Origin of the sequence: Hamadaea sp. NPDC051192, from assembly GCF_040682475.1 — a bacterium.
GTDB lineage: Bacteria > Actinomycetota > Actinomycetes > Mycobacteriales > Micromonosporaceae > Hamadaea > Hamadaea flava.
This window is the reverse complement of record NZ_JBFBAZ010000105.1, coordinates 1-21,962: the sequence shown is the minus strand read 5'-3', so window position 1 is coordinate 21,962 and position 21,962 is coordinate 1. Positions and strand designations below refer to the sequence as shown.

The following is a 21,962-nucleotide window of genomic DNA, read 5'->3' as shown; positions in this document are numbered from 1 at the left end:
GGACGACCGGGAGACGTAACTCGGGTGTCCACCGACCGGTGGACACCCGAGGATTCGGGGCTGTCTTACTACAGTGGACGATTGTGATCGTCTCGCGGCAGCGCCGAACCCGGCTGAGCCGATCGGGACTGGTAGGTCGTGCCCCGGTCCTCCACGAGGCCGCCCTCGACGCTGCCGCGCCAGGCGCCGGTCTCGCTGCCCCGGTCCTCGATGAACTCCTTGAAGTTCTCGAGGTCCTCCTTGACGTGATGGCCGACCATCCCCGTCTTGTCCGCGAGGGTCTCGACGAAGCCCTCCGGCTCCAGATCCAGCTGCGCCGTCACCCGGGTGTGGTCGGCGTCGATCGGCTGGAAGGAGACCATGCCGCCCTGGCGGGTGCCACTGGTCGACCTCCAGGCCACCCGGCGGTCCGGCTGCTGTTCGGTGATCTGCGCGTCGAACTCCCGGCGTACCCCGTTGATCTCCACCGTCCAGTGGGTCAGGGTGTCGTTGATCTGCCGGACCTCCTTGACCCGCTTCATGAACTTGGGGAACTGTTCGAACTGGGTCCATTGGTTGTACGCGGTGTGGACCGGCACCGCGACTTCCACGGTCTCGGTCTGGCTGGTCATGCCGGCTCCTTTCGGTCGTCCAACCGGCCAGGCCACCTTCGCGATGGCGCGTTTGGCCTCGTCGAACCCGGGTACCGCAGCGCTCGCTCCATGGAGTACGGAGGTGTGTGCGATGAGCGGTGTTCCGCTGCCGGGGCTCGAGGAACTCCTCGACGAGATCTACGTCGCCGACGAGCGGGTGACCCGGGACGAGATCGTCCGCCGGGCCACCGCCGCGGACCTGCCCGCCGAGACGCTCAGCCGACTCGACGCGCTGCCCGAGGGCGAATACGAACGCGACGAGGTGGCCGAGTCGATCCGGCTGATGTCCGCCGAGCGTGACGCTTGACCGGTTGTCTATGCCATGCCGGACAACTACCCGGACGGCGCGCGGGTATGCGTATGCCGGCCGGGAATCTGGCGAATCCGCCCCGATGCGGCAGTCGCGGCCCTAGCATCGGAAGCGCCCGGAGTCCGCGGGGGACCTGGGCGTACGGGGGTTGACATGGGCATCTCGGACAAGATCGCGGACGCTGTCGACAAGGTCTCCGACAAGGTCGGCGGCGACGACAAGCTGAAGGAACACGTCGACACCGCGGCCGACAAGGCCGACGACGCGACGGGCGGGAAGGCGTCCGGCGGCATCGACAAGGCAGCCGACGCCGCCAAGGACGTCATCGACAAGTAAGCGGTCTCGTTCGAGAGGGCGGCGCGCTGCGGCGGGCCGCCCTCTCTGCTCTCCGGGCGCCCCTCTCCGCGCCACCGGGTGTCATCGAGCCCGGGTGACCTGCTTGGGTGTCAGCGGGCGCGGGCGTCGAGGCGCAGCGACTGCCATGAGCCGTCGGCCGCCCAGCCGCCGTCCACCGACAGCGTCACGCCGTTGACGAACGCGCTGCGCCGCGGATCGGCCAGGAAGGCGACCGCCTGCGCGACGTCGTCCGGGGTGGCGAACCGGCCCAGCGGCACGTGGTCGACGATGTCCCCGTCGCCGTACGCGCCCTCGCCCTGCGACGCGTCGTCCATCGGAGTCTTCACCCAGCCGGGACACACCGCGTTGACGCGTACGCCGCGGCCGCCCCACTCGACGGCCAGCGTCCGGGTGAGCCCGATCAGCCCGTGTTTGCTCGCGTTGTACGCCGCCCGGTCGGCGACGCCGAACAGGCCCGCCACCGACGCGATGTTCACTATGGACCCCGCGCCCGCGGCCAGCATCTGCCGGCCGAACGACTGGCAGAGCAGGAACGGCCCGGTCAGGTTCACGTCGACGACCTGCCGCCACAGCGCCGCCGGAGTCTCCTCGGCCGGGCTGATGCAGGCGATGCCGGCGTTGTTGACCAGGACGTCGATCCGGCCGTAGCGCTCGTTGACCGCGCCGGCGTACGCCGCCACGTCCGCCTCGTTCGTGACGTCGCCGGTGAGGGTCAGCGCGTCCGGGAACGCGGTGACCTCCTGCCGGTCCAGCAGGGCGAGCCGGAACCCGGCCGCCTGGAGGACTTCGGCGATCCGGGCGCCGATGCCTTGCGCCGCACCGGTTATCGCGGCGACCGGCGCGTCCGGCCGGTCCGGGGGTGGTGTCGTCATGACGTCACCTTAAGCGGTGTCGCGCGGCGTCCGGGTTTGCTCGTCAGACCCACCGGGTAGCGTCAGCGCCGATGAGATCACTTCTGTCGTTCCCCCCGTTTCACCTGCTGCACTCGTTCCGGTTGCGCCGCGCCGCACGGCAGGTGTTCGGCTGGCGCCGTCTGCGTGACGGGCAGCTGGCCGCGATGCGGTCGATCATGTCGGGCCGTGACACCCTCGTGGTGCTGCCCACCGGGGCGGGGAAGTCCGCCGTCTACCAGATTCCGGCGACCCTGCTGCCCGGCCCGACGATCGTCATCTCGCCGCTGCTGGCCTTGCAGCAGGACCAGCTCGCGTCGCTGAACGATCGCGGGGTTCCGCAGTTGCGCGCGGTGCGCATCAGCTCGGCCGAGACGCCGACGCAGCAGGCGGCCGCCCTGGCCGAGGTGCGTGAGGGCCGGGCCCGGTTCCTGTTCACCACGCCGGAGCAACTGGCCGATCCGGAGCGGGCACGGCAGGTGCGCGAGCTGAAGCCGTCGCTCGTCGCCGTCGACGAGGCGCACTGCCTGTCGGCCTGGGGCTACGACTTCCGGCCGGACTATCTCGGGCTCGGCCGGTTCATCGCCGATCTCGGGCGGCCGCCGGTGGTGGCGCTGACGGCGACCGCCTCGCCGCCGGTCAGGGAGGACATCGCGACGCGGCTGGACCTCCGCCGGCACCAGACCATCGTGTCCGGATTGGACCGTCCGAACCTGCACCTCGAAGTGGCGTACTGCTCCGACGAGCAGTATCGGTGGCGGCGGCTGTCGGCCTTCCTGAAGGAGGAGGACGGCCGGTCCGGCATCATCTACGTGCCGACGCGGCGGGCCGCCGAGGAACTCTCCGACCGGCTCGTCTCGGCCGGGTTCAAGGCGGCGTTCTACCACGGCGGCATGGCCGGGGGCGTCCGGGAGAAGCGGCATCTGGAGTTCAGCGACGGCGAGATCCCCGTCATGGTGGCGACCTCGGCGTTCGGGATGGGCATCGACAAGCCCGACATCCGGTGGATCGCCCACGTGGCGTTGCCGGACTCGCCCGACAGCTACCTGCAGGAGATCGGCCGGGCCGGTCGCGACGGCCAGCCCGCCCGCACCCTGTTGCTGTGGCGGATGGAGGACGAGGCGCTGCAACGGTTCTTCAACGGCGGCTCGCCGGACCACGCCGAGCTGCGCGACCTCGCGGCGCTGCTGCGTACCGGGGGACCGGCGACCAAGACGCAGCTGAAGGAGCGCAGCGGACTGAGCGCCCGCAAGATCGCCCAGCTGCTCGGGCTGCTCGAAGAGGTCGGCGCGGCCGACACACTGGCGAACAACAAGGTGGTCAGCCCGCGTTACGCGCCGGAGCCGGTCGCGGCGGCGCAGGCGGCCCTGGCCCAGTTCGAGCGGCGGCAGGCGGTCGGGCAGACGCGTGGCGACATGATGCGGGCGTTCGCGCAGAGCCGGTCCTGCCGCGCCCAGGTGCTGCTGGCGTACTTCGGCGAGCACGTTCCCAAGCAGTGCGGGCACTGCGACAACTGCCACGTGCGACCGGGCGAGGGAGTCTCCGACGACCGGCCGTTCACCGTGCACACCGGCGTACGCCATGCCGAGTGGGGCTCCGGCCTGGTGCTCGGCTACGACGGCGACAAGATGACGGTGCTGTTCGACGAGGTCGGCTACAAGACGCTGTCGGTGCCCGTGGTGCGGGCGCAGCAGCTGCTCGTGGTCGACTAAATTACGACAGGCTTCACCGATTCGAGGGGGTAAACGTGAACGGCTTCACCGACGCCGAATGGGGACTGCTGGTCGGCCTGCCGCAGGCGGTGCTGCTCGCCGCGAGCGCGGCCGAGGAGGACAGCGCCCGCCGGACGGCCGCCGAGAACGCGGCCGGGATGTCGGCGATCTCCGACGGCCGGGACTCGGCGAGCGAACTGGTGCGGTCGGTCGCCACCGAGATCGTCGCCCGGCTGGGTGACCCCGACAGCGAGGAGGAGGCGAGCCTGCCGGTCTTCGCCCCCGGCGACCCGGTCGCGGTGGCGGCCGACGCGCTCGACCGGGCCAAGGCGGCGGCACAGCTGCTCGACGAGCGCGGCCACGAGGCCGACGGGTCGGCGTACAAGCACTGGCTGGTCACCATCGTCGAGGAGGTCGTCACCGCGGCGTCCAGCGGCGGTGTGCTCGGCATCGGGGGCACCGAGGTCAGCGCGGCCGAGCAGTCCTTCCGCGACGATCTGGTGCGGGTGCTCAACGACTGAGCGGACGGAGCCGGTCACCACGATCTGGTTGGCACTTTCGGCGTACGCGGGGAATGCTGACCAGATGCACGACGAACCGGTCGCGGTGGCGCGAGATCTGGTCCTGGAACTGTTTCCGCTCGCCCGATGGGCGGTGCTGGCGGGCAGTGTCCTGACCGCGCACCGCACACCCGGTTCCGACCTGGACATCGTCGTGGTGTTGCCGGACGGAGACTCACAGGCGCCGCATCGGGACTCCCGTTATTACCGCGGCTGGCCGGTCGAACTGTTCGTGCACGACGAACAGACCATGACGTACTACCTGGACAAGGACGTCGCCGAGCGGCGCCCGGTGCTGCATCGGATGATCGCGACCGGTCTGCCGATTCTCGGCGATCCCGGCGACCGGCCAGCGCGCTGCGCCCGGGTGCTGGCCGCCGGGCCACGGGGGCTCAGCGACGCCGACCGGGAATACGTCCGCTACGGTCTGACCGACTTGCTGGACGATCTCGCCCATGCCGTCGACGCGGGCGAACGCACGGTGATCGCGACCGCGTTGTGGACGGCGTCGGCGCAGCAGGCTCTGGCGCTGGCCGGGCACTGGACCGGCACGAGCAAATGGCTCCTGCGCGAACTGCGCGACCTCGACGCGGAGCTGGCGGGGCGGTGGCTGGCGGCATCCGGCGACCCGGTCGCGACCGCGAAGTTCGCGCGGGAAGTGCTGGACACGGCCGGGGGACCCCTCTTCGAGGGCTACCGGGCCGCCGGCATACGGCCCCGCTCGGCGACCTGAGCGCCCGAGGCGCGCTGAACGGGGCGGTTCAGGCGGGGGGCTCGAACTTCGGCTCCCAGCCGAGGAGTCGCCGGGCCTTGTCGATGCTCCAGCGCCGGGCGGAGGTGTCGCCCGAGACGAGGAACGTCTCGCAACCGTTCCGATAGTCCATTGCGGACAGTACGGCGGCCGCGAGGTCGCTGGCGGCGGTGGGCTCGACCAGGACGCCGTCGCCGGTGTGGTGCACGATCGGCTCGTCCCACCGGGTCCAGGCCGGCCAGTCGGCGTCGGCGGTGGGCCAGGTGAGTCGCAGGATCGTCACGGTCAGTCCCCATTCGCGGGCGGCCGCGTGGCATACCTGCTCGCCGAGCTGTTTGGTCAGCCCGTAGAGGTCGGTGGCGTCCGGCGGCTCCTCGCCGGTCAGCGTACGGTCGAGCAGGTCGCGATAGACGGACAGGCTGCTGATGTAGACAGCGTGCGGCACTCCGTTCTCGTGCGCGGCGAGCAGCGCGAGGTGGACCGACTTCACGTTCACGTCGTACGCCTGGGCCGCCCCGACGGCCGGATCGAGATCGTCCGCGCCCATGGCGCAGTGGATCAGGACGTCGGCGCCCTTCAACGCGCGCCGTAAGGCGGACAGGTCGGTCGCGTCGCCGACGATGTGCTCAGTCGGCGTGCTGGGCGGTTTACGGTCGAACACGACGACCTCGTGCCGGCGGGTCAGGTACGGCAGCAGCAGCGCGCCGACGTAGCCCGCGCCCCCGATTAGCAGTATGCGCATCAGTCGATGATCCCACCAACGCGCGCGGGAACGGAGATGATCGAAGCGTGAGCACTTCCCGCCCGAGCTGGCCGCCGGCGGTGGACCCGATGCTGGCCACCGCCGGACCCATTCCGCAGGGTCCCGGCTGGGCGTTCGAGTTCAAATGGGACGGCATCCGGGCGGTCGCGTCGACCAGCTCGACCGGCGGGCTGCGCCTGGTCAGCCGCAACAATCTGGATCTGACGAGCAGCTATCCGGAGCTGGCCGAGCTGGGGGCGTACCGGTCGATCACGCTCGACGGCGAGATCGTCGCGCTCGATCCGGCGACGGGCGCGCCGTCCTTCGCCTTGCTGCAACGCCGGATGCACGTCAGCCGGCCGTCGGCCGCCCTCGTCGCGGCGGTTCCGGTGCGGTATTTCGCGTTCGACCTGCTCTATCGGCGTACGGCGGTGCTCTCGAAACCCTGGACACAGCGGCGCGAGGGGCTCGAAGGGCTCGGTCTGGCGGGCAACGCGCTGGCGGTGCCGCCGTACTTCACCGGCGACGGCGACGACGTGCAGGCCGCCGCCCGGCAGCAGCGGCTCGAAGGCGTCGTCGCCAAGCGGACCGACGGCGTCTACGAACCGGGCCGCCGTTCGCGGGGCTGGATCAAGACACCGCTGTTCGCCACGGCCGAGGCCGTCGTCTGTGGCTATACCGCGGGGGAGGGCCGCCGTGCGGGCAGCCTCGGCGCGCTGTTGCTCGGCGCGTACGACGGCGACGGCCGCCTCCGATTCATCGGCCACGTCGGCACCGGCTTCAGCGACAAGGTCCTCGACCAGCTGATGTCCCTGCTCAAGCCCCTGCTCCGCGAGACGTCGCCCTACGACGAGGAGGTTCCCCGGATGTACGCGAGGAAGGCGCGCTGGGTCGAGCCGGACCTCGTCGGCGAGATCGTGTATCGCAACGTGACCCCGGACGGGCGGCTGCGGCATCCGTCCTGGCGAGGGCTGCGGCCCGAACGCCGCCCGGCCGAGGCGCGGATCACCTGGTGATCGCCCGCGCGGGGACGCTCATCGATGGAGCGCGGCCTTTTCGCACGCCGTGAGCGAAATAGGCTTGCCCGCCGGTGCCGACCAGAGTTTCCTCTTCCGGGTGCGACGTGATCCGATCGACATCGTCCCCGCCGACCCGGGGTGGCCGGCGGCGTACGCCGAGCAGCACGACCGGGTGACCGCGGCGCTCGGCGAGTGGCTGTCCGGTCCGGTCGAGCACATCGGGAGCACCTCGGTGCCCGGCCTGCCCGCGAAGCCGATCATCGACATGCTCGCCCGGGTGCCGCAGTGGGAGCCGTCGCTGACCGGGCCGCTGACCGCCGCTCTGGCCGGCATCGGCTGGGTGCATGCCCCGGAGCCGGCCGACGACGCCCAGCGCAAATGGTCGTTCTGCTATCCCGACATCGCCTGGCGTACGCACCACCTGCACCTGGTCGGCGAGGACTGGGACTGGCGGCCGCTGCTGAAGTTCCGGGATCACCTGCGCAGCCATCCGGACGACGCAGCCGAGTACGCCCGGATCAAGACCGAGCTGGCCGCGGCGGATCGGCACGACCGCCCGGCGTACCGGGCGGGCAAGGCGCCGTTCATCGAGTCGATCCTGGCCCGGCTGTGACCAGGGAGATCAGCTGTGGGCGAAACGCCGTGAGCCGAGCTTGAATGAGCGAGCGCTCACTCAGTAAGCTCGGCCCCGTGAAGACCGAGCCGAACCGACGGCGCCGAGTGCCCGCGATGGCCCCGGACGACCGCCGAGCCGCGATCATCGCCGCGACGATCCCGCTGCTCAAGGAGCACGGGGTGCTCGTCACCACGAAGCAGATCGCGGAGGCCGCCGGCGTCGCCGAAGGCACCCTCTTCGGGGTCTTTCCCGACAAGCCGTCGCTCATCCGGGCGGCGATCATGAGCGTCTTCGATCCCGCTCCGCTGGAGCGGGCGCTGTCGGCCATCGACCCGGAACTGGACCTCCGGGGCCGGCTGGTGGACACCGCCCACATCCTGGTCCGGGGTATGCGCGAGAGCGGCAAGCTCATCGGGCTCATCCGCACCACGGCCAAGGGCGAGGACGACGCGGGCGAGATGTTCGCCAAGATGAAGGAGATGCGCGAGCGCACCTTCCGCGCCGTCGCGAACGTGATCGAGCCTGACCAGCTTCGGCTGCGGGTCCCCACCGAGACCGCCTCGCACATGCTGGTGAGCCTGGTCTTCGCGATGGGGCAGCAGGGGCTGCTCGGCCAGGCCACCCCGCACGACTTCCAGCCGCTCGACGCCGACCAGATCGTCAGCCTGCTCCTCGACGGCCTGCTGGTCCGCGATCAGAGCAAGGACCGAGCGCCGGACATCGCCGGGATGCTGCTCGACGGCTGGGAGGCCGAACTTCACGACCTCGGCCCGGCCGACGCCACCAAGCATCGCACCAAGAACGACACTGCGAACGACTCAGCGAACCGATCGGGAGAATGATGCTCATCCGCCTGTTGCGCAAGCACTTGCGGCCATACCGGGGGGACATAACCCTGGTGGTGCTGCTGCAATTCGTCTCCACCTTGGCGACGCTCTACCTGCCCACCCTCAACGCCGACATCATCGACGACGGCGTGGTCACCGGCGACACCGGGTACATCGTCAAGATCGGCGGGGTGATGCTGGGCGTCACTCTGATCCAGATCGCCTGCTCGATCGGAGCGGTCTACTTCGGCGCGCGGACCGCGATGGCGGTCGGCCGGGACATCCGCGGCGCACTGTTCGACCGCGTCGAGTCCTTCTCGCTGCGGGAGGTCGGCAAGTTCGGGGCGCCGTCGCTGATCACCCGGACCACCAACGACGTCCAGCAGGTCCAGATGCTGGTCCTGCTGACCTTCACCCTCATGGTGGCCGCGCCGATCATGATGGTCGGCGGCGTGATCCTGGCCCTGCGGCAGGACGTCCCGCTCTCCTCGTTGCTCCTGGTCATCGTCCCGATCCTGTTCGCCATCGTGGCGTTCCTGGTCGTGCGGATGCGCCCGCTGTTCCGGCTGGTGCAGGAGCGGATCGACAAGGTGAACAGGGTCGTCCGCGAGCAGATCACCGGCATCCGCGTGATCCGGGCCTTCGTGCGCGACGAGCGCGAGCACGCCCGGTTCGGCGACGCCAACCAGCAGCTGACCGACGTCTCGCTGGCGGTCGGCAAGCTGATGGCGACCGCGTTCCCCACGGTCATGCTCGTCGTGAACGTCTCCAGCGTCGCGGTGCTGTGGTTCGGCGGGCACCGCATCGCCGGCGGCGACATGGAGATCGGCGCGCTGACCGCGTTCCTGAGCTACCTGATGCAGATCCTGATGTCGGTCATGATGGCGACCTTCATGTTCATGATGATCCCGCGCGCCGAGGTCTGCGCCGAGCGTATCGAGGACGTGCTGGACACCGAGTCCAGCGTCGTCCCGCCGAGCGAGCCGGTCACCGAGGTGAGCCGGGACGGCCGGCTCGACCTGCGGCAGGTGGAGTTCCGCTACCCGGGCGCGGAGGAGCCGGTGCTGCGGCGGATCGACCTGACCGCCCAGCGCGGGCAGACCACCGCCGTCATCGGGTCGACGGGCGCCGGCAAGTCGACGCTGCTCAACCTCGTGCCCCGGCTGTTCGACGTGACGGGCGGCGAAGTCCTGGTCGACGGCGTCGACGTACGCCATATCGATCCGGCGCTGCTCGCGACGCTCGTCGGGTACGTGCCGCAGAAGCCGTACCTGTTCTCCGGGACGATCGCGTCGAACCTGCGTTACGGCAACCCGGACGCGACCGACGAGCAGCTGTGGCAGGCGCTGGAAGTCGCTCAGGCCAAGGACTTCGTCAGTGAGTTGCCGGAAGGGCTCGAAGCGCCGATCGCCCAGGGCGGCTCGAACGTCTCCGGCGGTCAGCGGCAGCGGCTCGCGATCGCTCGCGCGCTGGTGTTGCGGCCCGAGATCTACCTGTTCGACGACTCCTTCTCCGCATTGGACTACGCCACCGACGCCCGGCTGCGGTCGGCGCTGCGGTCCGAGGTCTCCGACGCGACCGTCGTCATCGTCGCCCAGCGGGTCAGCACGATCCGGGACGCCGACCGCATCCTCGTTCTCGACGAGGGCGAGGTCGTCGGCGAGGGCACCCACACCGAACTCATGGACGGCAACCCGACCTACCGGGAGATCGTGCTGTCGCAGCTCACCGAGCAGGAGGCCGTCGCGTGACCAGCAGTGAATCCCCGAACGGCAAGCCGGCCGCGGCGCAGGGACAACCAGCAGCGTCCGACGAGCAACCGGCTGCCCCGGTACGCCGTCCGCAAGGCGGCGGTCCCGGGTTCGGCCCGGGCCGGATGATGGGCGCCCCGGCGGAGAAGCCGCTGGACTTCAAGGGCTCGCTCAAGCGGCTGCTGAAGATGCTGAGCCCGGAGCGGTTCATCGTCGCCGCCCTGATGGGCTTCGGCATCGTGAGCGTGTTCCTGTCGGTGCTCGGGCCGAAGATCCTCGGCAACGCGACCGACATCATCTTCGCCGGGGTCATGGGCCAGCAGTTCAACCAGCCGGGCCTGACCAAGGAGCAGGTCGTCGGGCAGATGCAGGCGGCCGGTCAGACCCGGCTCGCCGAGATGCTGTCCGCGATGGACTTCACCCCGGGCCAGACGATCGACTTCGACAAGCTCGGCACGATCGTGCTGTGGGTGCTCGGCATCTACGTGGTGGCCTGGCTGTTCGGCGTGATCCAGGGCCGGCTGACCACGGTGGTCGTCCAGCGGACCATCTACCGGCTGCGGGAGCAGGTCGAGCTGAAGCTGTCCCGGCTGCCGTTGAGCTACTTCGACAACCAGCCCCGGGGCGAGGTGCTCAGCCGGGCGACCAACGACACCGACAACATCGCCCAGACCCTTCAGCAGACGCTGAGCATCCTGGTCACCTCGCTGCTGACGATCGTCGGCGTACTGGGGATGATGTTCTGGATCTCGCCGCTGCTCGCGGTGATCGCGCTGATCACCGTGCCGCTGTCGATCTTCGTGACGGCCCGGATCGGCAAGCGGTCCCAGCCGCAGTTCATCCGGCAGTGGTCCACCACGGGCAAGCTCAACGGGCACATCGAGGAGATGTTCACCGGCCACTCGCTGGTGAAGGTGTTCGGGCGGCAGAAGGAGGCCTCGCGCACCTTCGCCGACCACAACGAGGCCCTGTACGCGTCCAGCTTCAAGGCGCAGTTCATCTCCGGCATGATCCAGCCCGCGCTGTTCTTCCTCGGCAACGTGAACTACGTGCTGGTCGCGGTGGTCGGCGGGTTGCGGGTGGCCTCGGGGGCGATGTCGCTGGGCGACGTGCAGGCGTTCATCCAGTACTCCCGGCAGTTCAGCCAGCCGCTGACGCAGGTCGCCAGCATGGCCAACCTGCTCCAGTCCGGCGTGGCCTCGGCCGAGCGCGTGTTCCAGTTGCTCGACGCCGACGAGCAGTCGCCCGAGCCGCAGCATCCCGCGCGCCCGGCCGAGGTCCGGGGCCGGGTGGCCTTCGAGGACGTCTCGTTCAGCTACAAGCCGGACCGGCCGCTGATCGAGGGCCTGTCGCTGGCCGTCGAGCCCGGACACACCGTGGCGATCGTCGGGCCGACCGGAGCCGGCAAGACCACTCTGGTCAACCTGCTGATGCGGTTCTACGACGTGTCCAAGGGCCGGATCACGCTGGACGGCGTCGACATCGCCGAGATGTCCCGCGACGAGCTGCGCGAGCAGACCGGCATGGTGTTGCAGGACACCTGGCTGTTCGGCGGAACGATCGCGGAGAACATCGCGTACGGGGCGGACAATCCCACGCGCGAGCAGATCATCGCGGCGGCCGAGATCGCGCACGCCGACCGCTTCATCCGGACGCTCCCCGACGGTTACGACACCGTGATCGACGAGGAGGGCGGCAACATCAGCATGGGCGAGAAGCAGCTGATCACGATCGCCCGCGCGTTCCTCGCCGAGCCGACCATCCTCATCCTCGACGAGGCGACCAGCTCGGTCGACACGCGCACGGAGGTGCTGATCCAGCGGGCGATGAGCAGCCTGCGGGCGGGCCGCACGAGCTTCGTCATCGCGCACCGGCTCTCCACGATCCGCGACGCCGACACCATCCTCGTGATGGAGAACGGCCGGATCGTCGAGCAGGGCGCGCACGCCGAGCTCATCGCCAAGAACGGCGCGTACGCCCGGCTCTACCAGGCGCAGTTCGCCCAGGCGCTGGCCGAGGTGGACTGACGGCGAACTGAGGACTGTCGCCTAACCGACCGGCCGCGGACCCCTGGGACCGCGGCCGGTCCCACGTTCCGGCCTGCGGGCGAGCGACACTGGCGGGGAGAAAGGCGGCACAGCTCGGCCAAACGGGCAATGGTGAGGATCACCGTCACGGGGCACTCTCACCGTGTCGAGGGGAGGCATCGTGCTGTCACGCGCTGTGGGGCTGGCCGTCGTCGCGCTGCTCATCGCCGGGACCGCGCCCGCCGCCCCGGCGTACGCCGCCGGCCACGGCTATGTGCGTCTCGCGCACCTGTCGCCGGACACTCCGGCGGTCGACGTGTACCTGTCCTCGCAGACCGGCGCGATCAAGGAGCAGATCTTCCCAGGCGTCGGTTACGGCGTGATGTCGGACTATCTGGCTCTCCCGGCCGGCGGCTACACCGTCGCGATGCGACCCTCCGGCGCGCCGAAGTCGCAGGCACCCGTCCTCACGACGCAGGTCAGCGTCGCGGCCGGGCAGGCGTACACAGTGGCCGGAGTCGGCCGCTACGCCGATCTCGGCCTGCGTGTGCTCGCCGACGACCTCACGCTGCCGTCGAACGGCCAGGCCAAGGTCCGTGTCATCCAAGCCTCGGTCCAGGTCCCGCTCCTGGCGGTGGCGCTGCCGGACGGCACTCCGGTCGCCGAGAACGTCGCGTTCGCCACCGCCACCGCGTACCAGCAGGTCAAACCGGGGGACTGGCGGCTGGTGATCAAGCCCGCCGACGGCGGTGCCCCCAGCGGACTGGACTGTGTGCTCAAGCCCGGCAACGTCTACTCGATGCTCATCCTGGACGGTCCGAACGGCTTGCGCGCCGAGCTGCGCACCGACGCGAGCCGCGACGGTGGCGTACCAACGGGTGGTGTCGAGACCGGTGGCGGCGGCACCGCGCCCAAGCCGCTCTGGCCGATGGCCGCGGCCGGTGCGCTGGTGCTGGTCGCGGCGGGCGCGATGTGGCGACTGACCAGACTCCTGGCCGCTCGGCCGAGAGCCTCCCGGGCTAGTCGGCGGGCTCAGGTGTGGTGAGCGCGCCGGGGCCCGCGATCCGGCGCCATCGGGCGTCGGGACCGGTCGGCGCGGTACTGCTCGCGCTCGTCGCGGTCGGCGCGCTGAGCGGCGCGATGAGCCTGCTGTGGGTGGACGCCCGCCCGTCGCCGGCCGCCGCGTGGCTGGCCGGGGTGCCCACGCCGGACGTCTCGCCGACGGCCGCGCCGCTGCCGCCGACCCGCTTGCGGATCGCCGCCATCGGCGTCGACAGCGCCCTCGCCACGCTGCACCTCGATGTCCGCGGGCGACTGACGGCGCCGAGCTCCTTCGGCATGGCCGGCTGGTACGCCGAAGGCACCGTCCCGGGTGAGCCAGGTCCGGCGGTGATCGCCGGGCATGTGGACTCGATCCACGGCAAAGCGGTCTTCTATCGCCTGGACCGGCTGCGGCCGGGCGACCGGGTCGAGGTGCGACGTGGGGGATCCTGGGTGAGCTTCGCGGTGACCGCCGTCCACGAGTACGCCAAGAGCGCCTTCCCGACGGCGGAGGTGTACGGTCCGACCCCGGACGCGCAGCTGCGCCTGATCACCTGCGGTGGGGACTTCGACCGGGCCGTGCGGTCCTATGCGGACAACATCGTGGTCTCGGCGGTGAAGACGGTATGAGCAGCCGCGGGCGGGTCATCGGCAGGCACAGTCGTCGTCATGCGAGCGCCGCCCGCAGGTCGGTGATCGCATGACCGAGACTGCGGCGCCGATCGCCGGCCGGTATCAGTTGCTCGAACCGGTCGGCAAGGGCGGCATGGGCCGGGTCTGGCTGGCCCATGACGAGGTGCTTCATCGCCAGGTGGCGATCAAGGAAGTGGTCCCGCCCGCCTGGCTGACGAAGTCCGAGCGTGGGCAGTTGCGGGAGCTGACCCTGCGCGAGGCGCGGGCGGCGGCTCGGCTGAACCATCCGAACGTCGTCAAGATCTATGACGTCCTGCACTCGGAGAAGTGGCCCTGGATCGTGATGGAGTACGTGCCGTCGCGATCTCTGCAGAAGGTGCTGGAGGAGGACGGCCCGCTGCCGCCGCAGATCGCCGCCGAGGTCGGCCTGGCCGTGCTCGCGGCGTTGCAGGCGGCGCACGGGGCGGGCGTGCTGCATCGCGACGTCAAACCGCACAACGTGCTCATCGGCGACGACGGCCGAGTCGTCCTGACCGACTTCGGCCTGGCCACCCTGGACACCGACGGCGCGATCACCCGACCCGGCCTGATCGCGACTCCGCAGTATCTGGCGCCCGAACGCGCCCGGCTCGGGCTGTCCAGTGTGGAATCCGATCTGTGGTCGCTCGGCGCGACCCTCTACGCCGCGGTCGAGGGGCGTACGCCCTATGCCCGGCCCAGCGTCGTCGAGACGCTCACGGCGCTGGCCACGCAGGAGCCGGATCCGCTGCTGCAGGCCGGATCGCTCAAGCCGGTGATCGAGGGGCTGCTGCGGCGGGATCCGAAGACCCGGATGTCCTCGCATGAGGTGGAGCGCCTGCTGGTGCGCGCGGCCAACGGGCAGTCGACCGATGTCGAGGGACGCCGCCGTCGCCGGCTGCGGCTGATCCTCGCCGCGGTGCTGGTCGCGGCGATCGCGGCCGGTAGCGGCGCAGCCGTCGCGGCCGCCCGGACCGGTGGCTCCGGCGGCGACATGACCGACCCGTCGCAGCTGTCGGCCGCGATCCAGGCCGGCGTGGCGGCGTGCGAACAGGCGGCCCCGGCCGACGCGCATCCGGTGCCCACCGACCGCCCCGGCCCGCCCGGTACGCCCGAACTCGTGAACGGCTTCACCTGGTACTTCCGGCCCGGCAGCTTCGGGGTGGGCGTACCGATCGGGTGGCGCGCCTGGTCGGTGGGGTCGACGGCGTGCTTCGCCGACCCGCGCGGCGGCCGGGTGCTGGCCGTCGACCCGATCCGGCCGTCGACGATGGATCCCGTCGAGGGCGCCCGTGCCGAGGAACGCCGGTTGGTCGACTCGGGTGCGTGGCCTGGCTACCAGCTCGTCCATCTCAAGCCGCTGTCGATGTCGCTGCCCGCCGCCGAGTGGGAGTTCACCTTCGACTCGGGCGGCGGCAAACGGCACGCCGCCGCGCTCGTCGTCAGCCATCCCCAGGCCGACCTGGTCGTCTACTGGGCCACCGACGAGGCCGACTTCTCGCCGAACCGGTCGCTCTACGACGTCGTCCGGGCGAGCTTCCGCCCGCCGCCGGGGTCCGGGCAGCGACCGCCCTCGCCCGGCGAGCAGAACTGAATCCGGCCGCAATCCGGACTTCACGGCCGCTTTCTCGCAGCTATCACCAGACCTCCCCGGCTCGATCCCCAGTCCTGTTACCTTGGGTCACCGGTTGAGCACGGGGGGTGCACTATGCGGGGGACGCACCGCACGGCGGCCATCGCCGCCATGATCGTCGTCGGTTGCCTGGCGGCGACGGTGCTCGCCGGAGCCTGGGTGCTCCGCGGCGAGGGTGCGGCCCGCGCCACCTCGGCCGACCGGGCCTTCGATGCGGTTGCCGACAACGCGCCAGCAGCGTCCGGTCCGGACGTCGTGACCTTCAGCGGAATCGCCGACGTGAAGTTCGGCGACACCGTGGCCGACCTGACCGCCGAGCACGGGCTGACCAAGCCGCCCGGCGCCTGCGTGATGCGGTTCGGCGATCTGACCGGGGGCGACCCCGTCTTCGACGAGGACCGGCTGGTGTTGCTGTGGGCGCACGCCCCGGTGCGTACGCCGGAGGGCATCAGCGAAGGCAGCTCGGTGGACGCCGTGCGGCAGGCGTACTCGGGCGAGGTCGAGCTGACGCCGCCGGCGGGCAGCCACGCGTACCCGGGGATCATGGTCCAGCAGGGCGACTCGGCGTACCTGTTCCTTCACGACGGGACGACCGTGCAGAAGGAGATCGCGGGCTACGCTGACTACGTCCAGCGGCTCTACACGGACGGTTTCGGCGCCTGCTGAGCCCGCTGGCGTCCGCCGACGCAGCCGGGAGAGCGCCATGGCCACGCCGTTCACCAGCGACGAGTACGCCGACCGTCTGACCCGGGTCGCCCGCGCGGCAGCCGGTGCGGGGCAGGACGGGCTGCTGATCACACCCGGCCCGGACCTGGCGTACCTGTGCGGGTATGAGCCGCCCACGACGGAACGGCTTACCTTGCTCGTGGTAGCGGCCGATCGAGAACCCGTCCTGGTGGTGCCCCGGCTCGAACGGGGCGACGCGGAGAAGTGCCCCGGCGCGACCCACCTCCGTCTCGTGGACTGGCCCGACGGGGTCGATCCCTACTCGATCGCGGCGGAAGTCCTCCACGCCTCGGCGTACGCCATCTCCGACTCCGCCTGGGCCATGCACGTCCTGGGACTCCAGCGGACCGCGCCGCACATCGCGTACAAGTCGATGACCGAGGTCTTGCCCATGCTCCGGGCCGTGAAGGGCACCGCGGAGCTGGACCGGCTGCGGGGCGCGGGCGAAGCCGCGGACCGCGCGTTCGAGGCGATCCTGACGATGGCCTTCGCCGGACGGCGCGAGCTGGACGTGGCCGCGGACCTGACCCGGCTGTTGCGCGACTTCGGCCACGAGCGCGTGGACTTCGCGCTGGTCTGCTCCGGGCCGAACGGCGCGAACCCGCACCACCACGCGGGCGAGCGGGTCATCGAGGACGGCGACATGGTGGTGCTCGACTTCGGCGGCCTGCGCGACGGCTACGGCTCCGACATCAGCCGCACCGTGCACGTCGGCGAGGCGACCGCCGAGGAGCTGGACGTCTACGACGTCGTGCGGGTCGCGCAGCAGGCCGCCTTCGACGCCGTCGCCCCGGGTGTGCCGTGCGAGGAGATCGACCGGGTCGCCCGCCGCATCATCACCGAGGCGGGCTACGGCGAGCAGTTCGTCCACCGCACCGGGCACGGCATCGGCATGAGCGGGCACGAACCGCCCTACCTCGTCGAAGGCGAGCGGCAGACCCTCGTGCCCGGGATGTGCTTCTCGATCGAGCCCGGTATCTACCTCAAAGGGCGGTTCGGGGTCCGGATCGAGGACATCGTCACGGTCACCGAGTCCGGCGGCGAACGCTTCAACCTCACCACCCGCGACCTGGCCATCGTCGGCTAGCCCGTTTTGTGCGCGATCATGAACCAACGGTCGTGATCGACCGGCGTGGCGTGTCCACAGCATCGTGATCGACTCCGTTTCCCCGTGATCGGCGACGGGTAGGAAACGGCGGTGCGTGTCATGGTCTTCGCCCCGGCGCCGCAGCTGACGGTGACCGTCGAGCGGCCCGGCCGGGGCGGCTCCGACGAGATCCACCTCCATGCGGGCGGGCAGGGTGTCTGGCAGGCCCGGATGATCGCCTCGCTCGGGGCGCAGGTGGTGTTCTGCACCGCGCTGGGCGGCGAGGCCGGCCGGGTGCTCGCCAATCTCATCGAGGTCGAGGGCATCGAGACCCGCGTCGTCGAGACCCAGTCCCGGAGTGGGGCGTACGTGCACGACCGGCGCGGCGGGCAACGGCAGGAGGTCGCCGTGATGCCCGGCGAGTCGCTGGGCCGGCACGAGCAGGACGAGCTGTACGGGCTCACCCTCACCGAGGGGCTGCGATCTCGGGTCAGCGTGCTCAGCGGGATGGCCGAGACCCAGGTGCTGCCGCCCGACGTCTACCGGCGGCTGGCCGGTGACCTGCGGCGCAACGGCGGGACCGTGGTAGCCGACCTGTCCGGGGCGTACCTGGACGCCGTCCTGGAAGGCGGGCTCACCCTCGCCAAGGTCTCCCACGAGGAACTGGTCCGCGACGGCCGGGCCTCGACCGAGCGGACCGTCGACCTCATCGCGGCGATGCGGCGGCTCCGCGATCGGGGCGCGACGGCCGTGGTCGCCACGCGTGCCGAGAAGCCTGCGCTCGCGTTGCTGCCCGATCCCGAAGACGCGATCGTCGAGGTACGCATGCCCGAGCTGGAACCCGCCGACCACCACGGCGCCGGGGACTCCATGACGGCCGGAATCGCGACCGTGCTGGCCCAGGGTGGTGACCTGCCCTCCGCCGTACGCCTCGGCGCGGCCGCCGGAGCGCTCAACGTGACCCGGCACGGACTCGGCACCGGCCGGGCCGACGCCGTCGAGCGCCTGGTCGAGCGGGTGTCGTTGCGGGCGTACGACGGAGAGCCGATGCCGCCCATGGACGGGCACGCCACCCCGGACGAACTGGCGCACCGCATGCAGCTGGGAGGCCCGCAATGACCAGAGTGGTGGTGACCAACGACGACGGCATCGACGCTCCTGGACTGCATCAGCTCGCGGCCAGCCTGCATGCCGCCGGCCTGGACGTGGTGGTCGCCGCGCCGACGCGGGAACGCAGCGGTAGCAGCGCCGGGATCACGGCGACCGAGGAGGGCGGCCGGATCGTCGCCGAGGAGCGCGACCTGCCCGGCCTGCCCGACGTGTGCGCGTACGCCGTCGCGGCGACCCCCGGGTTCATCGCGATGATCGCCACGCGGGGCGCCTTCGGCGAGCCGCCCGACCTACTGGTCTCCGGCATCAACCGCGGCGCGAACTGCGGCAACGCCGTCCTGCACTCCGGCACCGTCGGGGCCGCGTTCACCGCCGCGATCGGGGGCATCCGCGCGATGGCGGTGTCGCTCGACGTCCCGCACGGCAAGGTCGACGGTGAACTGCACTGGTCGACCGCCGGGCGGCTGGCCGTCGAGCTGCTGCCGCTGCTCGACCAGGTGCCCGGCTCGGTCGTGCTGAACCTCAACGTCCCGGACGCGCCCGAGATCGCCGGGGTGCGGCAGGCCCCGTTCGGCGGCTTCGGACAGGTGCAGATCGGCCTCGCCGAAATCACCGCCGGGGCGGTGTGGACCACCCTGGAGGAGACGGCGGAGCTGCCCAAGGTCGGCACGGACCTGGACCTGCTGGCACAGGGGTACGCCACGATCACGCCGGTCCGTCCGTTGCAGGAGGCGCCGATCAAGCTCGCCCTGCCCGCCCTCCCGGCCGCCCTCGCCCGCTAACGCCGCGCCCATCGCGCCCATCGCGCCCATCGCGTCCGCCGCGCCCATCGCGCCCATCGCGTCCGCCGCGTCCGCCGCGTCCGCCGCGCTCGCCGCGCTCGCCGCGTCCGCCGCGTCCGCCGCGCTCGCCGCGCTCGCCGCGTCCGCCGCGCTCGCCGCGCTCGCCGCGTCCGCCGCGTGACCGTCGCGTTGATCATGGAGTTAACTGTGGTCTCGGCGGCGTGTCGAGGGTGCAAACTCCATGATCAACGCGCCTGCAGGGTGCGGACGAGCGATGGCGGGGGAAGTGTCGGACCTCCGGAATAGGCTGCCGCTCGTGATCATGGAGTCGACTGTGGAGTTCACCGTGGCGACCGCACCGTTCGCCCGGGCCGCCGCGCGCGCCGACCGGCTGTTGCCGCCGAGAGCGGCCCGGGCGGGCGGCGTACGGGTGGCCGTCGCCGGGCGGCAGCTGCGACTGAGTGCGTCCGGTGAGGAGGCGGGGGTCTGGGGCGATGTCCCCGCGACCGTGAACACCGACGGTGTCGTCGCGGTGGGCCGCCGGGCACTGGCCGCCACGCTCGCCTCGCTCGACGCGCCGGAGGTCCGCGTACGCGTGGAGGGGTCGCGGCTGGCGATCCGGACCGGCTCGGCCCGATTCGCGTTGCCGCTGCTCGATCCGGCTGCGCTCGGTCCCGCACCGGAGCCGCCGCCGGTGGCGGGGCGGGCGCCGGCCGGGGCCTTCATGGCGGCCGTCGCGGCGGTCGCCGGTGCCGCGTCCCGCGACGGTCTGCCCCTGTTCAGCGGCGTACGCGTCCGGTCGGACGCCGATCGGCTCCGGCTCGCCGCCACGGACCGGTTCCGGCTGGCCGTGGCGTCGGTGCCGTGGTCCGGCGAGGGGCCGGTGGACGTCCTGATCCCGGCGGGCATCCTCGCCGAGGCGGCCCGGATGCTCGCCAAGCCGGAGACGGCGGAGGTGACCGTGCTCGCCGACGCCGACCGGCTCGGGCTGTCCTGGGCCGAGGGCGGCGTCGTGGTGTCGTCGCTCGCGTTGCCATACCCGGACGCGCAGCTCGAGCGGATGCTGAGCGTACGCCCGGAGTGCGTGGTGGACGTGGATGCCGACCTGCTCCGGGCGGCGGTCGAGCGGGCGATGCCGTTCGCCGGTCCGATCGGGACGGTGACGCTGGAGGCGGCCGACGGCGTGGTTGTGGTCCGCGGTTCGGATGATGGCGCGGGTGACTCCCGGGAGGAGGTCAAGGCGGAGACCACCGGCTCGACGACCGCCTCCTACCAGGGCCGATACCTCCTGGACTCGCTGCGTGCGTTCGGCGACGACCGGGTGGTGCTGCGATTCCAGACCGGCATCCAACCCACCAGCATCACTGCCGCCGCCCACGGCACCACCGAAAGCGCCGCCGTCCGCAGCCCCGGCACCGACGTCGGCGCCGCCGCCCAAAGCGCCGGCACCGAGGGGACTGCCGCCCAAGGCGCCGGCACCGACGGCACTGCCGCCCGCAGCGGAACCGCCGACGGCACTGCCGCCCGCAGCGGAACCGCCGACGGCACTGCCGCCCGCAGCACCGCCGCCGGCGACACCACCGGCCACCGTGTAGGAACCGACACTCACCGCACTGAGCTGCGATATCTCGTCGTACCGCTGCGCAAGTCTCCGTAGTCTGCTCACGTGACCCGTGAGCTGATCGTCCTCGGCACCGCCAGCCAGGTGCCGACCCGCCAGCGCAGCCACAATGCGTACCTGCTGCGGTTCGACGAGTACGGTGTGCTGTTCGACCCGGGTGAGGGCGCGCAACGGCAGATGCTGCTCGCCGGGATGCCTGCCTCGGCGGTCGACCGGATTTGCCTCACCCACTTCCACGGGGATCACTGTCTGGGGCTGCCCGGAGTCATCCAGCGGCTGTCACTGGACGGCGTCGAGCATCCGGTGCCGGTGCACTTCCCGGCGACCGGGGCGGCGTACTTCGAGCGGTTGCGGCACGCCAGCTCGTTCGTCGACCACGCCCCGGTCGAGGCGGCTCCGATCGAGGCCGACGGGCTCATCGGGACGCTGCCCTTCGGCTCCCTGTACGCCCAGCGTCTGCACCATTCCGTCGACTCCTTCGGCTACCGGCTGGTCGAGCCGGACGGGCGGCGGATGCTGCCGGACCGGTTGGCTGCGGCGGGGATCTACGGCGCGGCGATCGGCCGGTTGCAGCGCGACGGCGGCCCGCTGCTCGACCAGGTCAGCGAGGTACGCCCCGGCCAGATCGTGGCGTTCGTGATGGACACCGGGCTCTGCCCGGCCGCCGTCGAGCTGGCTGCCGACGCCGACCTGCTCGTCATCGAGGCGACCTTCCTGAGCACCGAGACCGAGTTGGCGGCGATCTCAGGTCATCTGACGGCAGCTCAGGCCGGCTGGATCGCGGCCGAGGCGGGCGTGCGGAAACTCGTCCTCACGCACTTCTCGCAGCGCTACACCGAGCCGCGTGCCTTCGCCGAGGAGGCCGCGCAGGCATTCTCGGGCGAAATCGTCGTCGCGGAGGACCTGATGCGCATCCCGCTCCCGCCCCGCCGCTGACTCGTACCCACCAGATCACGGATCAGGGTCGAATCATGGCCCATGATTCGACCCAGAACCCTGATCCAATGCCCAAGGCGGCCAGCGCCCAAGGCGGCCAGCGCCCAAGGCGGCCAGCGCCCAAGGCGGCCAGCGCCCAAGGCGGCCAGCGCCCAAGGCGGCCAGCGCCCAAGGCGGCCAG

21 protein-coding genes and 1 pseudogene are annotated in these 21,962 nt (G+C 71.2%); 19 read left to right on the top strand and 3 right to left on the bottom strand.

What is annotated here, in order from left to right; all coding sequences use genetic code 11:
• Positions 1-164 precede the first annotated feature (164 nt).
• A pseudogene (locus AB0M47_RS31435) lies at positions 165-611 on the bottom strand (SRPBCC family protein); the annotation flags it as partial.
• 112 nt (positions 612-723) lie between these two features.
• Between AB0M47_RS31435 and AB0M47_RS31430 the strand changes: the two are divergent.
• Together AB0M47_RS31430 and AB0M47_RS31425 are read left to right on the top strand one after the other, a co-directional pair.
• A complete protein-coding gene (locus AB0M47_RS31430) occupies positions 724-939 on the top strand; it encodes a DUF2795 domain-containing protein (RefSeq protein ID WP_363420439.1) in 216 nt (71 codons plus the stop codon).
• A 156-nt stretch (positions 940-1,095) separates the two neighbouring features.
• Positions 1,096-1,278 carry a hypothetical protein gene (locus tag AB0M47_RS31425; RefSeq protein ID WP_363420438.1) on the top strand — a complete coding sequence of 61 codons (183 nt, stop codon included), beginning with the start codon at positions 1,096-1,098 and terminating at the stop codon, positions 1,276-1,278.
• 110 nt (positions 1,279-1,388) lie between these two features.
• On the opposite strand, the gene AB0M47_RS31420 is transcribed toward AB0M47_RS31425, so the two are convergent.
• Positions 1,389-2,171, bottom strand: coding sequence for an SDR family oxidoreductase (locus AB0M47_RS31420; protein WP_363420435.1), 783 nt, complete (start codon positions 2,169-2,171; stop codon positions 1,389-1,391).
• A gap of 71 nt (positions 2,172-2,242) precedes the next feature.
• On the opposite strand from AB0M47_RS31420, the gene AB0M47_RS31415 reads away from it, so the two are divergent.
• The 3 genes from AB0M47_RS31415 to AB0M47_RS31405 all read left to right on the top strand — a co-directional run bounded on the left by AB0M47_RS31415 (position 2,243) and on the right by AB0M47_RS31405 (position 5,194).
• Positions 2,243-3,901, top strand: coding sequence for a RecQ family ATP-dependent DNA helicase (locus AB0M47_RS31415; protein ID WP_363420432.1), 1,659 nt, complete (start codon positions 2,243-2,245; stop codon positions 3,899-3,901).
• A gap of 35 nt (positions 3,902-3,936) precedes the next feature.
• Positions 3,937-4,422, top strand: coding sequence for a hypothetical protein (locus tag AB0M47_RS31410; protein ID WP_363420429.1), 486 nt, complete (start codon positions 3,937-3,939; stop codon positions 4,420-4,422).
• A gap of 64 nt (positions 4,423-4,486) precedes the next feature.
• A complete protein-coding gene (locus tag AB0M47_RS31405) occupies positions 4,487-5,194 on the top strand; it encodes a nucleotidyltransferase domain-containing protein (RefSeq protein ID WP_363420427.1) in 708 nt (235 codons plus the stop codon).
• Positions 5,195-5,222: 28 nt separating this feature from the next.
• On the opposite strand, the gene AB0M47_RS31400 is transcribed toward AB0M47_RS31405, so the two are convergent.
• Positions 5,223-5,954, bottom strand: a complete 732-nt coding sequence (locus tag AB0M47_RS31400; RefSeq protein ID WP_363420425.1) for an NAD(P)-dependent oxidoreductase — start codon at positions 5,952-5,954, stop codon at positions 5,223-5,225.
• A gap of 47 nt (positions 5,955-6,001) precedes the next feature.
• Here AB0M47_RS31400 and ligD point away from each other — a divergent pair, with 47 nt between their 5' ends.
• The 14 genes from ligD to AB0M47_RS31330 all read left to right on the top strand — a co-directional run bounded on the left by ligD (position 6,002) and on the right by AB0M47_RS31330 (position 21,781).
• On the top strand, positions 6,002-6,970 hold the full coding sequence (gene ligD, locus AB0M47_RS31395; protein WP_363420423.1) for a non-homologous end-joining DNA ligase: 969 nt from the start codon (positions 6,002-6,004) through the stop codon (positions 6,968-6,970).
• Between the two features lie 100 nt (positions 6,971-7,070).
• Positions 7,071-7,586 (top strand): GrpB family protein, encoded by a 516-nt coding sequence (locus AB0M47_RS31390; RefSeq protein WP_363420421.1) that lies wholly within the window; start codon positions 7,071-7,073, stop codon positions 7,584-7,586.
• 77 nt (positions 7,587-7,663) lie between these two features.
• Positions 7,664-8,431 (top strand): TetR/AcrR family transcriptional regulator, encoded by a 768-nt coding sequence (locus AB0M47_RS31385; protein ID WP_363420418.1) that lies wholly within the window; start codon positions 7,664-7,666, stop codon positions 8,429-8,431.
• Positions 8,431-10,167 carry an ABC transporter ATP-binding protein gene (locus tag AB0M47_RS31380; RefSeq protein ID WP_363420457.1) on the top strand — a complete coding sequence of 579 codons (1,737 nt, stop codon included), beginning with the start codon at positions 8,431-8,433 and terminating at the stop codon, positions 10,165-10,167. Before AB0M47_RS31385 ends, AB0M47_RS31380 begins: the two co-directional genes overlap by 1 nt.
• Before the next feature lie 125 nt (positions 10,168-10,292).
• Complete coding sequence (locus AB0M47_RS31375) at positions 10,293-12,194, top strand: ABC transporter ATP-binding protein (protein WP_363420455.1); 1,902 nt, start codon at positions 10,293-10,295, stop codon at positions 12,192-12,194.
• A 181-nt stretch (positions 12,195-12,375) separates the two neighbouring features.
• Complete coding sequence (locus tag AB0M47_RS31370; protein WP_363420416.1) at positions 12,376-13,239, top strand: DUF4397 domain-containing protein; 864 nt, start codon at positions 12,376-12,378, stop codon at positions 13,237-13,239.
• Positions 13,236-13,865, top strand: a complete 630-nt coding sequence (locus AB0M47_RS31365; RefSeq protein WP_363420413.1) for a class F sortase — start codon at positions 13,236-13,238, stop codon at positions 13,863-13,865. Before AB0M47_RS31370 ends, AB0M47_RS31365 begins: the two co-directional genes overlap by 4 nt.
• A gap of 70 nt (positions 13,866-13,935) precedes the next feature.
• Positions 13,936-15,480 carry a serine/threonine-protein kinase gene (locus AB0M47_RS31360; protein ID WP_363420412.1) on the top strand — a complete coding sequence of 515 codons (1,545 nt, stop codon included), beginning with the start codon at positions 13,936-13,938 and terminating at the stop codon, positions 15,478-15,480.
• Positions 15,481-15,594: 114 nt separating this feature from the next.
• Complete coding sequence (locus AB0M47_RS31355) at positions 15,595-16,185, top strand: hypothetical protein (RefSeq protein WP_363420410.1); 591 nt, start codon at positions 15,595-15,597, stop codon at positions 16,183-16,185.
• Between the two features lie 37 nt (positions 16,186-16,222).
• On the top strand, positions 16,223-17,332 hold the full coding sequence (locus tag AB0M47_RS31350; protein ID WP_363420408.1) for a Xaa-Pro peptidase family protein: 1,110 nt from the start codon (positions 16,223-16,225) through the stop codon (positions 17,330-17,332).
• Positions 17,333-17,452: 120 nt separating this feature from the next.
• On the top strand, positions 17,453-18,451 hold the full coding sequence (locus AB0M47_RS31345) for a PfkB family carbohydrate kinase (RefSeq protein ID WP_363420406.1): 999 nt from the start codon (positions 17,453-17,455) through the stop codon (positions 18,449-18,451).
• Positions 18,448-19,224: a 5'/3'-nucleotidase SurE gene (locus AB0M47_RS31340; protein WP_363420404.1), complete on the top strand. Its 777-nt coding sequence runs from the start codon at positions 18,448-18,450 to the stop codon at positions 19,222-19,224. The genes AB0M47_RS31345 and AB0M47_RS31340 overlap by 4 nt, the downstream gene beginning before the upstream one ends.
• 322 nt (positions 19,225-19,546) lie before the next feature.
• Complete coding sequence (locus AB0M47_RS31335; protein ID WP_363420454.1) at positions 19,547-20,881, top strand: DNA polymerase III subunit beta; 1,335 nt, start codon at positions 19,547-19,549, stop codon at positions 20,879-20,881.
• Positions 20,882-20,890: 9 nt separating this feature from the next.
• A complete protein-coding gene (locus AB0M47_RS31330; protein ID WP_363420401.1) occupies positions 20,891-21,781 on the top strand; it encodes a ribonuclease Z in 891 nt (296 codons plus the stop codon).
• Positions 21,782-21,962: the final 181 nt, after the last annotated feature.

Excerpts from the sequence above, each read along its gene's own strand:
- AB0M47_RS31430 (WP_363420439.1), top strand. The coding sequence starts at position 724 with ATGAGCGGTGTTCCGCTGCCGGGGCTCGAGGAACTCCTCGACGAGATC.
- AB0M47_RS31425 (WP_363420438.1), top strand. The coding sequence starts at position 1,096 with ATGGGCATCTCGGACAAGATCGCGGACGCTGTCGACAAGGTCTCCGAC.
- AB0M47_RS31420 (WP_363420435.1), bottom strand. The coding sequence starts at position 2,171 with ATGACGACACCACCCCCGGACCGGCCGGACGCGCCGGTCGCCGCGATA.
- AB0M47_RS31415 (WP_363420432.1), top strand. The coding sequence starts at position 2,243 with ATGAGATCACTTCTGTCGTTCCCCCCGTTTCACCTGCTGCACTCGTTC.
- AB0M47_RS31405 (WP_363420427.1), top strand. The coding sequence starts at position 4,487 with ATGCACGACGAACCGGTCGCGGTGGCGCGAGATCTGGTCCTGGAACTG.
- AB0M47_RS31400 (WP_363420425.1), bottom strand. The coding sequence starts at position 5,954 with ATGCGCATACTGCTAATCGGGGGCGCGGGCTACGTCGGCGCGCTGCTG.
- AB0M47_RS31380 (WP_363420457.1), top strand. The coding sequence starts at position 8,431 with ATGCTCATCCGCCTGTTGCGCAAGCACTTGCGGCCATACCGGGGGGAC.
- AB0M47_RS31375 (WP_363420455.1), top strand. The coding sequence starts at position 10,293 with ATGATGGGCGCCCCGGCGGAGAAGCCGCTGGACTTCAAGGGCTCGCTC.
- AB0M47_RS31360 (WP_363420412.1), top strand. The coding sequence starts at position 13,936 with ATGACCGAGACTGCGGCGCCGATCGCCGGCCGGTATCAGTTGCTCGAA.
- AB0M47_RS31355 (WP_363420410.1), top strand. The coding sequence starts at position 15,595 with ATGCGGGGGACGCACCGCACGGCGGCCATCGCCGCCATGATCGTCGTC.
- AB0M47_RS31350 (WP_363420408.1), top strand. The coding sequence starts at position 16,223 with ATGGCCACGCCGTTCACCAGCGACGAGTACGCCGACCGTCTGACCCGG.
- AB0M47_RS31345 (WP_363420406.1), top strand. The coding sequence starts at position 17,453 with ATGGTCTTCGCCCCGGCGCCGCAGCTGACGGTGACCGTCGAGCGGCCC.
- AB0M47_RS31340 (WP_363420404.1), top strand. The coding sequence starts at position 18,448 with ATGACCAGAGTGGTGGTGACCAACGACGACGGCATCGACGCTCCTGGA.
- AB0M47_RS31335 (WP_363420454.1), top strand. The coding sequence starts at position 19,547 with ATGGAGTCGACTGTGGAGTTCACCGTGGCGACCGCACCGTTCGCCCGG.